This window comes from Asticcacaulis sp. W401b, assembly GCF_046503825.1.
Classification (GTDB): Bacteria; Pseudomonadota; Alphaproteobacteria; order Caulobacterales; family Caulobacteraceae; genus Asticcacaulis.
Map to the genome: position 1 here is coordinate 60,892 of NZ_JBKFEE010000008.1, position 12,423 is coordinate 73,314.

Here is a 12,423-nt window from a genome sequence, read left to right on the forward strand (position 1 = left end):
GGCAAAAAATGCGCCATCTTACCGCCTCGTTGCAAATGAACCCATCTGCCAACCAAAAACCGCAACCGCATCCTCTAGTCCCGGAAACACCATGCGTAAAACTATCCTGCTGACCACGGCCCTTTCGCTCAGCCTCTTCACGGCAGCGGCGCAGGCCGAAGATCGTACCTGCCTCGACGATCACTGCTTCCTGCAAAGCCTCTCCTCTCTCGATTCGCTGGGCCTGAAAGCGGACACCCTGACCGGCGGTGATACGGGTTCCGACTCGACTGTCGCCCAGACGTTTGGCACCTGGGGTTTTGACGTGAAGGGCATGGATACCTCGGTCAATCCGGGTGACAACTTCTTCCGCCACGCCAATGGCAAGGCCATCGACGCCATTGTCATCCCGTCCGACCGCACCTCTTACGGGGCCTTCGCGGCGCTGCGTAACCTGTCGGACAACCGTCTGAAGGCGATCATCGACGAACTGGCGACCAAGCCCGGCCTGACCGGCGACGACAAGAAGATCGCCGACCTCTATAACTCGATGATGGACGTCAAAACGCGCAACGCGCTCGACATCGCGCCACTGGCCCCCAATCTGACCAAGATCCGCGCCATCAAAACCAAGTCCGACATGGCCGCCTATATGGGCGGTGTGATGGGTCAGTTCGGCGCTTCCGTCTTTGCCCCGGCCATCTTCGATGACCAGAAGAACCCGCAAATCAACATTCTCTACATGTTCCAGTCGGGCCTGACCCTGCCGGACCGCAACTACTATCTGGAAGACAGCTTCAAGGAGAAGAAGGCGCTCTACGAAGCCTATGTGACCGACGTGCTGCGCATGGTCGGCTATCCGGACGCGGCCAAGACGGCCAAGGACATCGTGGCCTTTGAAACCGAAATCGCCAAGGTGTCGTGGACGCGCATCGAAAGCCGCGACGACGACAAGACCTATAACCCGATGACGGCCAAAGAGATCGCCGCCTTCGCGCCGGGCTTTGACTTCCCCACCTTCTTCAAGGCGGCCAAGCTCGACAAGGCGAAGAAGATCGTCGTCGCCCAGAACACCGCCTTCCCCAAGATCGCCAAGGTCTATGCCGACACGCCGCTGGAAACGATCAAGGCGTGGCAGACCTTCAAGACGGTCAATGAGGCCGCGCCCTATCTGTCGGAGCGCTTCTCAACCCGCGCCTGGGAGTTCAATTCGCGCGACCTGTCCGGTGCCAAGGCGCAGCGTCCCCTGTGGAAGCGCGCGATTTCGGTGACCGAAGGCTCTCTGGGTGAAGCGCTGGGCAAGGCCTATGTCGAACGCTATTTCCCCGCTGAGTCCAAGGCGATGATGGAAAAGCTGGTCGGCGACCTGAAGACGGCGATGGGCAAGCGTATCGACGGCCTCGACTGGATGAGCGCCGAAACCAAGGCCAAGGCGCACGAAAAGCTCGGCAAGTTCGGCGTCAAGATCGGCTATCCGGACAAGTGGAAGGACTATTCGGCGCTGGAGATCAAGGCCGGAGACCTGTTCGGCAACGTGACGCGTTCGGGTGAGTTCGAATGGGCCGACAGCCTGAACAAGCTGGACAAGCCGGTCGATCCGCTGGAATGGGGGATGACGCCGCAGACGGTCAATGCCTACTATTCGTCAACCCGTAACGAAATCGTCTTCCCGGCCGCCATCCTGCAACCGCCCTTCTTCGATCCGAAGGCCGATGCAGCGGTCAATTACGGCGCCATCGGCGGCGTGATCGGTCACGAAATCACCCACGGCTTCGACGATCAGGGCCGCAAGTCGGACGGCGACGGCTACTTACGCGACTGGTGGACCGCCGAAGACGCGGCCAAGTTCGACGCCAAGGCCAAGGTCTTCGGCGCGCAGTACGACACCTATGAGCCCGTTCCGGGTGCCAAGGTGCAGGGCGGCCTGACCATGGGCGAAAACATCGCTGACCTGGGTGGCGTGCTGATGGGCTTGACCGCCTATCGCCTGTCGCATCCGGACGGCGGCCCGGTGCTGGACGGCTTCACCGGCGATCAGCGCGTCTTCTTCGGCTTTGCCGGCGTCTGGGCCTCCAAGTACCGCGAAGACGCCATCCGTCAGCAGGTGGTGTCCGATCCGCACTCGCCGGCCGAATTCCGCGTCATCGGCCCGATGCGTAATATTGACGATTGGTACAAGGCCTTCGGAGTCACCAGCGGCAAGTATTACCTGAAGCCGGAAGACCGCGTCCGCATCTGGTAAGCCGCATCGCTCAGCCCGATCTGAAAGCCCCCCGGTTTGCGCTGGGGGGCTTTTTCGTGTTGGGTATTAGTCCTTATTGGGAAAGCAAATGCCCGCGATGCGAAGCACGGCCCCGACGGCCAGCAGGAAGCCGCCGATTTCCGCCTGATGGGCGTAGCGGGTGAAGTGACCGGCCATCTCATTGGCGTAAGAAACGCCGCCCTGCAACTGACCCAGCACAATGTAGATCATAACCAGCGGCGCAAAGGCCAGCGCACCACCCAGTACCATCATTGTGCGCGAAGACGATTTAAAACGAACCATGACGAACACCCTATTTTAGCCAAACCGCGCCCTGAACGACCCGCGCGTGGGGTAGAAATCTGATGAGGTATGGGCGGAACCGGGGGACACCGGCCCCGCCCTTTCCCCTCCGGAGCGGAACTCCGCCCCCGGAGTATTCCGATCCGATCCATGAACAGCGCTTTCGCGTGGGGACATGATGTGCTATGAACGCCGTTCACAATTGTGTTGTCGCATAGATTTGAACATTGTTCAATATTAAAATGAACGATGTTCAACTTTTTTTATCTTCAGGTTCCGAGTAGAATGTCCAACGCCCCCACCGCTACGACCCGCCGCCGCGAAGCTCAGTTCGAAGCGCTGATGCAATCCGCTGAAAAACGCATCTGCGAAAACGGCGTGGGCGCGCTCAAGGCACGCGAACTGGCGGCAGACATCGGCGTGGCGCTGGGGGGGCTTTATAATATCGTCGCCGATATGGACGACCTGATGCTGCGGCTGGCGCAACGCACCATGGTCAGGCTGGATGCAGCGCTGGAGGCCGGCGCGGCCTCAGCCACGGCCGAACGGCCCGTTGAGGTGCTGGAAGGCATTGCCCTAGCCTATTACGACTTTGCGCGGCAGAATCTTCAGCTGTGGCGCGCCCTGTTTGAAATGCGGTTGAAAGATCCCGCCCTGCCCGAATGGAATATTCAGGCGCAACTGGGGCTCTTTCGTCATATGAACGCGCCGATGACCGCGCTTATGCCCGCGGCGTCTGAGGCCGAACGCATACTGGTGGCGCGCACCCTGTTTTCTGCGGTGCACGGCATTGTGTTTGTCGGGTTGGAGGAGCGATTGATCGCCGTGCCGCAAGAGGCGCTGGCCCAGCAAATCCGCTGGCTGGTACGCGCCGCGTGCAAGGCCCTGAAATAAGGGAAATTGACATCGGCGTCAAAACTGGCGCTTCGCCAGCTCTGGAAACAACAAACGAAAAGAGGCCCGGCATGGGGGATAAGCAATGCCGGGCCTCTTTCCTTGTTAAGCAGGCGTTTCCTCCCCGAAACGCCGGGAACTGACTTCATCTCTCTGGCGAAGTTCCGTTCTCTTGAGAGGGAGAAAACAGTTTTTTGAGGGCCATGTCAACGCTTTTATTACGCGGTGTCAAAAATAATTTTAACTAACGCAGTTGTGTCAAAAACCCTAAGAAGGGTTAACGTTTTTTGACAGCGTTGACACGGATTGCCGTTGCGTAAATTTATTTACGAATTCACTATGGATTTCAGATGTTTAATTGCCTCAGCGCGGGGCAATGTTACCTGACCCGGACGCGCTTCGCGCCATTCTTTGTTATCCGTGATTTGTGTGGCCAAAAGCCGCCCCTGATCCAGATCCTTGATCGTGACGGTATTATTTGCCAGCTCATCGCCACCCAGCATGACGACGGCCGGAGATAAACGGCGGTCGGCGTACTTCATCTGCGCCTTCATGCCCGAACGACCGAGGTAAACTTCGACCGCCAGACCCGCCGCGCGGATGTCCGCCGCCAGTCGGAAATACTCACCCATGTCCGATTCGGAGAAGGCGATGATGACAATGGGCCCACGCACGGGCTGGATCGCGCCCTCTTCGGCCAAAGCCAGAGCCGCCGCCAGACGCGACACGCCGAACGAGAAGCCGGTCGCCGGGACACGCTCACCGGTGAAGCGCGCCACAAGATCGTCATAGCGCCCGCCGCCCCCGACCGAGCCGAAGCGCACGAGGCTGCCCTTCTCGTCTCGCGTTTCCATCAACAGTTCGGCCTCGAACACCGGCCCGGTATAGTATTCCAGCCCGCGCACGATCGAGGGATCGAAAATGGCCTCGGCCTCTGAGACACCCAGCCCGGCCAGCGCCGTCGAAATGCGCGACAAGTCCTCAAGACCCGCCTGCCCTTCCGGCGAATCCGCCAACACCGCCGCCAGCTTTTCGAGCACCGCCCCGCGTTCGGCCTGACCGCCCGCACTGTCGCGGCCCGCGGCCACAAAGCCCAGCACGGCCGCAATGGCCTTATCGCTCAGACCCGCGCCCTTGGTGAAGTCGCCCGACTCGTCCTTGCGCCCACCGCCCAGCAGCAGCTCGACGCCTTCGAGACCCAGACGGTCCAGCTTGTCGATGGCACGCAGCACGCCCATCTGCTGCGCCGGAGAGTCGGCCCCCAGCGCGCTCAGCAGGCCATTGAGCAGCTTGCGGTTATTGATCTTAAGCACGGTCGGCAGATTATTGGCGCGGAACCCGGCCACGGCCAAAGCGATGATTTCCGCATCGGCTTCCGGGCGGTCGGTGCCCACCGTATCGGCATCGCACTGCATGAATTCGCGCAGACGGCCCGGACCCGGCTTTTCATTGCGCCACACCGGCCCGAAGGCATAACGGCGGAAGGGCTTGGGCAGGCTGTCCCAGTTCTGCGCCGCAAAGCGGGCCAGCGGTGCCGTGTGGTCGTAGCGCAGCGCCATCCACTGATCATCGTCGTCCTGCAACGAGAAGACGCCGACATTGGGACGGTCGGCGTCGGGCAGGAACTTGCCCAGCGCATCGGCATATTCAAAGGCCGAGGTTTGCAGCGCTTCGAAGCCAAAGGACTCATAGACTTCCGAGACCTTGGCGATCAGGCGGCGTTCGACCGCGATCTGTGAGGCGCGCTTGTCGGCAAAGCCGCGCGGCGCGCGCGCTTCAGGACGAAATTCGGTAAATTCAGCGGGATTGGGGGCGTTTTCGGTCATGCTGCGCGATTAAAGCAAACAGGCGGCAGAGACAAGGGAGGAGTGCGTTACGAAAAAGCGCCCCGGAAGGTCCGGAGCGCCTTTAATCCTGAGACGTGACGAGGTGGGTTACGCCTCGGCCTCTTCCGACTTCTTGCGGCGGGTGCGACGCTTGGGCGCTTCGCCCTCTTCCGCTACCGCTTCGGGCGCCTCGGCGGCGGCCACCGGCACGGGGGCGCGCAGGAAGGCCGGCAGGTGGCTGGTGTCGGCAGCGGCGTCGCTTTCGACCGCACGGCGACGGCCACGGCCACGGGCTTCCGGCTGAGCCTCGGCCACAGGCGCTTCGGGCGCAGGGGCGATCGGGGCCGCTTGCGGGGTGACCACGTCAAAGCCCGCCACTTCGGCCGGCGCAGATCCGCCGTTGAGCGGTTCGGTCGAAGCGATCGGACCGGAGGTTACGGACACCTCCTGCTCGCTCAGGCGCTGCTGACGGCGGCGCTCATAGCGTTCACGGCGGCTTTCGCGACGCGGGCGGTCGTCACCATTTTCGCCACGCTCGGCGTAGGCGCGATCCCGGTCGCCGCCATTGCGGTCGCGGTCACCGCGGTCATTGCGCTCGCCCCGATCTCTGTCACGGTCACGGTCGCGGTCGCGATTGCGGTCACGGTCTCTGTCGCGGCGGTTGTCATAACGCGGCTGATCGCCCTCGCCGCCCTCGGACTCAGCGGTTTCGCCCTCGGTTTCGGTCGTCTCGACCTCGGTATCGAGGTCCTCATCGAAGTCGAAGCCCGTCGAGAACGGGTCGCGTTGCAGGAATTCCGAAACCGGACGCTGCGGCTGCATCTGACGGATCAGGCGGAAATAGTGTTCGGCGTGCTGGAGGTAGTTTTCGGCCAGCACGCGGTCGCCCGACGAATTGGCGTCGCGGGCCAGTTGCTGATACTTTTCGTAGATGGTCTGCGCGTTGCCGCGCACCTTCGCCCCGTCCGGCCCGTTCGATTCGTAGGCGCGATTGGGGTTGTTCTGATTACCAGAGGGCTTGCGATTACGGCTGCGTTGCCGTTTCATACCCCGAAAATCTTTCATGCGATGTAACCGTTTAGGGCAAGGCCCCGCTGGAATGAGGCGCGGGGCGAATCTGTTTATGTGCCGCAGGCCCTGTTTGCCATATGCCGCAGGGCCTTAGATGAAGTGCCGGGTTTGCGTGTTGGTGTGTGCCGTTTTCAGGGGTTCACGCTGTGGCCTGCACCGGGCTTTGCCCCCCTACGCAGGCGCTCAGGTTTCCGCCTATGGGCACAGCGTTTTCGACTGTGCATGATCTCGGAAGCGGCAAAAGCCGTCCGGTAATCCGTCCACAATGGCAGGAGACTTTGCAGTGTTAGCGCCAAAACCGCCCGTTTCCAAGAGAAATTTTCAGAAACGGACGGTTTTCAACGGTCTGTCTATTGCAGGGAGAGCTTTTGGCCCACTACGATGCGCGGCAGGTCAGACAGGTCTTTAAAGGTCACCACGTTGAAAAAGCCCGCTTTTTTCATCAGGTCTTCGACCGCGGCCGACTGATCATAGCCAATTTCCATCCACGCCGTGCCGCCGGCCTTAAGGATGCGGAAGGCTTCCGGGATCATCTCGACATAGGCATCAAGGCCCGATTCGCCGCCATCCAGCGCCAGATGCGGGTCGTGGTCGCGCACTTCGGGGTCAAGCGTCGGGATGACGTCGCTGCGGATATAGGGCGGGTTGGAGGCAACGAAATCGAAGCTGGCATCCGCGAGGCCCGCGCCCCACGAGGTGCGCAGGAAGGCCGCGCGCCCGTCGAGGCCGAGATTGGCGGCATTGTCGCGCGCCACGGCCAAAGCCTCTTCGGATACATCGGTGCCAAGGCCCCTGGCCGCCGGACGCTCAGACAGGACCGACAGCAGGATGGCCCCTGACCCGACGCCAAGATCGGCCAGCGTAAAGGCCTGCCCCTCCTCCGTCGTCTTGAGGATCATATCGACGATGCACTCGGTCTCCGGACGCGGCACCAGCACGGCGGGCGTCAGGTCGAGCAGTAGCTTCCAGAAGCCCTTGCGGCCCAGAATACGCGCCACCGGTACGCGCTTTTCACGACGGCTCAGATAGTCGTCGAGCGTCGCCTTCTGCTCCGCCGTCAGCAGCTTGTACGGATCGGTCAGGATGTCGGTGCGCGTATAGCCGGTCGCCGCCTCCAGCAGCAACCGGGCGTCGATGGCCGGCGAGTCGATATGGGCGGCCTTCAGGCGGGTCTGGGCACCCTTCCAGGCGGAAACAAGAGTCAGGTCAGTATCGGTCATATAGAGCCTCCCCCTCTCCCTGAGGGAGAGGGTTGGGGTGAGGGGGGCGTTCAGAAATGAGGGTGCGAGGTTATCCCCCTCACCCGGCGCGTACCGCGCCATCCTCTCCCTCAGGGAGAGGGGGAGGGAAAACCGACGGAACTACAGCAAATCCCGCCGGGCGACGATCATATAGTTGACGGCGGTATCGTTTGAAAGGGCCCAGGTCGCCGTGAAGGGATTGTAGCTGACCCCCACCGCTGGGTCGGGCGTCAGGCCGGTCCCTTCAAGGAAGCCTTCGATCTCTTCGGGCTTAAGAAACTTGTTCCAGTCGTGCGTGCCCTTCGGCACCCACTGTAATACGTATTCCGCCGCCACAATGCCCAGTGCGTGGGCCTTCAGCGTGCGGTTCAGCGTGGCAATGAACAATAGTCCGCCCGGCTTGACCAGAGAGGCGCAGGTCTTGAGGAAGCTTTCCGGGTCATTGACGTGCTCGATGACCTCCATGGTCAGCACCACGTCAAAACCGGGCTCTTTGGAGGCGACCACCTGCTCGACCGTCTGGGCCAGATAGCGGATATCGACCCCGACCTCGGCCGCATGAGCCTTCGCCGTGCCGATATTTTTTTCCGAGGCGTCGATGCCGGTAACGTCAAAGCCCATGCGCTTCATCGGTTCGGACAACAGGCCGCCCCCACAGCCAATGTCGATCAGGCGCAAATCGCCAAAAGGCGCCACCGCGCGCGGATCGCGCAGGAAGTGATCGACACAGGTGTCGCGGATAAAGCGCACGCGGTTGGGATTGAACTTGTGCAGGGGGGCGAACTCACCTTTGGGGTCCCACCATTTGGCCGCCAGAGCCGAAAACCGCGCCACATCTTCGGCATCTATGCTCGGCCCGGCAGGGGCGTCAGCGGTCAATTCCGTCTCATTTGCAACTGATTTTGCTTGATTTTTTGCCGCTCTGGCCATGTCACGCTCCGAAAACAGCCACTTCTGGCAGGGGAATAGCGCAAAAAGCCGCGTCCGTATGCGCTTTTTTCGCAAAAAAGCTTCACAGGGGCGCGCACGGGCAGTAAAGCGGGCGCGCATTTTGTACACACTCGCTTGAAAGAGAAAGACGGATTAATGACTCGTCTCGTGATGAAGTTCGGCGGCACGTCGATGGCCGACCTCGAACGCATCCGCAGGGCGGCCCGGCTGGTGGCCGCTGAATACGATGCCGGTCACCGCGTCGCGGTCGTTGTGTCGGCCATGTCGGGCAAGACCAATGAACTGGTCGCCTGGACCGATGGCGCAGGTAAGGCCACGGGCCGCGCCATGGAAGGCGACGACGAATATGATGTGGTCGTGGCCTCCGGCGAACAGGTTACCGCTGGTCTTCTGGCCATGACACTGCGCAATATGGGCTATGACGCCATTTCGATGATGGGCTGGCAGGTGCCGATCCTCACCTCGGACGTGCATGGCAAGGCGCGCATCCTCGACATCCCGCCGGCCAGGCTGGAAACCGCGCTCGATGCCGGACAGATCGTCGTCGTGCCGGGCTTTCAGGGCGTCACCGAGTCCGGCCGCATCACCACGCTGGGCCGCGGCGGTTCGGACACCTCAGCGGTCGCCGTGGCGGCGGCGGTCAAGGCCATCCGCTGCGACATCTATACCGACGTCGATGGCGTCTATACCACCGACCCGCGCGTCGAATCCAAGGCCCGCCGCCTGAAGAAGATTTCCTTCGAGGAAATGCTGGAAATGGCGTCGCTGGGGGCCAAGGTGCTGCAAACCCGCTCGGTCGAACTGGCCATGGGGCAGCGCGTGCCGGTGCGCGTCCTGTCTTCCTTCGTGGAGCCGGGCGAAAACATTGATCAGGGCACCATCGTGTGCGACGAGGACGAAATCGTGGAAAAGCATATTGTTTCCGGCGTGGCCTTCAGCCGTGATGAAGCCAAGATCACCCTTTTGGGCCTGCCGAACAAGGTCGGCGTTTCGGCGGCGGTGTTCTCGAAACTGGCCGCGGCCAATATCAATGTCGATATGATCGTGCAGTCGGAAAAGCGCTCCGGTGAATACGCCAACCAGTTGTTCACCGTCGGCCGCCGCGACGCTCAGGCCGCCGCCGACATCATGGAAGCCGCCAAGGCCGAAATCGGCTTCGACGCCATCAAGGTCGATGAAAACGTCGCCAAGGTGTCGATCGTCGGCGTCGGGATGCGCTCGCACACGGGTGTCGCCGAAACCATGTTCCGCGCCCTGTCGGAAAAAGGCATCAATATTCAGGTCATCTCGACCTCGGAAATCAAGATCTCGGTCCTGATCGACGAAGCCTATACCGAACTGGCCGTGCGCGCCCTTCATGCGGCCTACGATCTGGACAAGATCGGGCAGTAAACACTGTTCAAATACGGTAAAAGGCCGCGTGCTTTGAGTGCGCGGCCTTTTTCTTTGGGCTCTGTGGGTTTGTGCCGATTTGTTTCGGCGATGTGACCGCATAAAGTCTTCGTGACTTGTCTCAGGGGGCAAGCCTCTGTAGACAGCCGCGAAAACGTTTCCCATTATGGAGAAAACGGCAAACGGTTGTATGGGGAGCCGAGCGTTGAGTCCAAGTCTGGTTCAGGGTGCACGCGGTCAGCGCGGTCTGCTGCGGCAGATTCGCGAAGTCATGGCCGATGGCTCCTCGGCTCAGGCGCGTCTGGACCGCGTGGTGGAAATCATCGCCCGTTCGATGATCGCCGAAGTCTGCTCCATCTATCTGCGCCGCACCTCCGAAGAACTGGAACTGTTCGCCACCGAAGGCCTCAACCGCGAAGCCGTACACAATACGCGGCTGCGCCTGTCGGAAGGTCTGGTCGGTGAGGTCGCCCGGTCGGGGCAGCCGTTGAACCTCAACGACGCGCCGTCACACCCCAGCTTTGCCTACCGTCCGGAAACGGGCGAAGACCCCTATAACTCCTTCCTCGGCGTGCCGCTGCTGCGGGGCGGGCGGACCATCGGCGTGCTGGTCGTGCAGAACATGGCCATGCGCACCTATGGCGAGGATGAGGTCGAGGACCTTCAGATCATCGCCATGGTGCTGGCCGAAATGGTGGCCGGTGACCTGGTCAGCGACGATGAGCTGAAAGACATCGAAATCGCGCCGCAGCGGCCGGAGCGCCTGAAAGGGTCGAGCTTTGCTGACGGCATCGCCATCGGCACCGTGATCCTGCACGAGGTGCCGGTGACGCCCGACCACCTGCTGTCGGACGACGCGATAGCCGAAGAGGCGCGACTTCTGACCGCTATTGGTGATCTGCGCGACCAGATTGACCAGATGTTCGAAGGTCAGCACGGTCTGGCCGGACCGACCTTCGATGTGCTCGAAACCTATCGCATGTTTGCCCACGACCGCGGCTGGACGCGCAATCTGGTCGAAGCCGTGCGCTCCGGCCTGACCGCTGAGGCGGCGGTGGAGCGTGTGCGCAATGAACAGCGCGCCAAGCTCAACAATGCCCGTGACGCCTATATGCGTGAGCGTCTGCACGACCTCGAAGACCTCGGCAACCGGCTATTGCGCGTGCTGGCAGGCCGCAACACGGTCGCCCGCGAAATCCCCGACAATGCCATTCTGGTGGCGCGTGATCTGGGGCCCGCGGACCTGCTGGAATACGACCGCAAGAAGCTGAAAGGCATTCTGCTCGAAGAAGGCTCGGCCGCCAACCATGCCGCCATCGTCGCCCGCGCCCTGCAAATCCCCTGCGTCGGGCGGCTGGAACGCCTGCGCGATAAGGTCAATCAGGGCGATCAGGTGGTCGTCGATGGTGAAACCGGCGAAGCCTACTTACGCCCCCGCCCCGATATTCTGGGGGCCGCCGTGGCGCGCATGGACATGCGGGCCGCCCGCCGGGCCGAGTTCGAAAAGCTGAAAGACGTCGATGCGGTGACGCGCGACGGCCACCGCGTGGCGCTTCTGATGAATGCCGGTCTGGAGTTCGATCTCGAAATCATGCACGAGACGGGCGCCGAGGGCATCGGCCTGTTCCGCACCGAGTTTCAGTTCATGGTCTCCGAAGACCTGCCGCGCCTGAAGCGTCAGACCGAGCTTTATGAACGGGTGATGGACGCGGCGGGCGACAAGCCGGTCATCTTCCGCACGCTTGACCTGGGTGGTGACAAGATCCTGCCCTATATGGAGACCGAGCGCGAGGAAAACCCGGCGCTGGGCTGGCGCGCCATCCGCATGGGGCTGGACCGCCCGGCCCTGCTGCGTATGCAGGTGCGCGCCCTGCTTACCGCCGCCAAGGGGCGTGAGCTACGCATCATGTTCCCGATGGTGGCCTCGGTCGATGAGTTCCGTCAGGCGCGCGAACTGGTCGATATCGAATGTCAGTGGGCGCGCCGCCGCGGCCGACCGCTGCCGCAGGTGCTGCGCGTCGGTGTGATGATCGAATGCCCGTCGCTTTTGTTCCACCTCGACGCCCTGCTGCCGATGGTCGATTTCGCCAGCGTCGGGACCAATGACCTGACGCAGTACCTGTTTGCCGCCGACCGCACCAATCCGCGCATGTCGGACCGCTATGACGTGCTGTCGCCCCCCATGCTTCGCGCCCTTTCGACGATTCAGAAAGCCGCCGAAGATTCGGGTACGCCGGTTTCCGTCTGCGGCGAAATCGCAGGCAAGCCGCTGGAGGCCTTTGTGCTGATCGCGCTGGGCTTCAACCGCCTGTCCATGCCGCCCGCCGGCATTGGTCAGGTCAAGCGCATGATCCTGTCGCTTGACCGCGAACAGGCCTCGAAGGCTATCCGCAAGCTGATGGGCTCCTCCTACGGTTCGCTGCGTTCCGAAGTGCTGGCGCTGGCGCGCAAGCTGAATGTGAATCTGTAAGCCCTTCCGGATAAGCGCGGAAAAAGGATAAAATTTTCAAACAGGACGTCGCTT

Annotated in this window: 9 protein-coding genes; 4 read left to right on the forward strand and 5 right to left on the reverse strand. The window is 61.8% G+C overall.

From position 1 onward, the window contains the following. The first annotated feature begins 91 nt into the window (after positions 1 to 91). Positions 92 to 2,221 (forward strand): M13 family metallopeptidase, encoded by a 2,130-nt coding sequence (locus ACK8OE_RS15425; RefSeq protein WP_410273272.1) that lies wholly within the window; start codon positions 92 to 94, stop codon positions 2,219 to 2,221. A 66-nt stretch (positions 2,222 to 2,287) separates the two neighbouring features. On the opposite strand, the gene ACK8OE_RS15430 is transcribed toward ACK8OE_RS15425, so the two are convergent. Then, a complete protein-coding gene (locus ACK8OE_RS15430) occupies positions 2,288 to 2,524 on the reverse strand; it encodes a hypothetical protein (protein WP_126424093.1) in 237 nt (78 codons plus the stop codon). Between the two features lie 285 nt (positions 2,525 to 2,809). Between ACK8OE_RS15430 and ACK8OE_RS15435 the strand changes: the two genes are divergently transcribed. Continuing rightward, entirely contained in the window at positions 2,810 to 3,418 is a 609-nt protein-coding gene (locus ACK8OE_RS15435; protein WP_410273273.1) for a TetR/AcrR family transcriptional regulator, read from the forward strand. A 326-nt stretch (positions 3,419 to 3,744) separates the two neighbouring features. Here the strand turns inward: ACK8OE_RS15435 and hisS are convergent, their stop codons facing one another. The 4 genes from hisS to ubiG form a co-directional block, all read right to left on the reverse strand. Next, positions 3,745 to 5,244 (reverse strand): histidine--tRNA ligase, encoded by a 1,500-nt coding sequence (hisS, locus tag ACK8OE_RS15440; RefSeq protein ID WP_410273274.1) that lies wholly within the window; start codon positions 5,242 to 5,244, stop codon positions 3,745 to 3,747. Positions 5,245 to 5,352: 108 nt separating this feature from the next. Continuing rightward, positions 5,353 to 6,291: a DUF4167 domain-containing protein gene (locus ACK8OE_RS15445; protein WP_410273275.1), complete on the reverse strand. Its 939-nt coding sequence runs from the start codon at positions 6,289 to 6,291 to the stop codon at positions 5,353 to 5,355. A gap of 374 nt (positions 6,292 to 6,665) precedes the next feature. After that, positions 6,666 to 7,535, reverse strand: coding sequence for a peptide chain release factor N(5)-glutamine methyltransferase (gene prmC, locus ACK8OE_RS15450; RefSeq protein ID WP_410273276.1), 870 nt, complete (start codon positions 7,533 to 7,535; stop codon positions 6,666 to 6,668). Positions 7,536 to 7,676: 141 nt separating this feature from the next. Further along, a complete protein-coding gene (gene ubiG / locus ACK8OE_RS15455; protein ID WP_410273277.1) occupies positions 7,677 to 8,435 on the reverse strand; it encodes a bifunctional 2-polyprenyl-6-hydroxyphenol methylase/3-demethylubiquinol 3-O-methyltransferase UbiG in 759 nt (252 codons plus the stop codon). Positions 8,436 to 8,642: 207 nt separating this feature from the next. On the opposite strand from ubiG, the gene ACK8OE_RS15460 reads away from it, so the two are divergent. Then, complete coding sequence (locus tag ACK8OE_RS15460) at positions 8,643 to 9,899, forward strand: aspartate kinase (RefSeq protein WP_410273278.1); 1,257 nt, start codon at positions 8,643 to 8,645, stop codon at positions 9,897 to 9,899. Positions 9,900 to 10,089: 190 nt separating this feature from the next. After that, positions 10,090 to 12,369, forward strand: coding sequence for a phosphoenolpyruvate--protein phosphotransferase (gene ptsP, locus ACK8OE_RS15465; RefSeq protein ID WP_126424100.1), 2,280 nt, complete (start codon positions 10,090 to 10,092; stop codon positions 12,367 to 12,369). Positions 12,370 to 12,423: the final 54 nt, after the last annotated feature.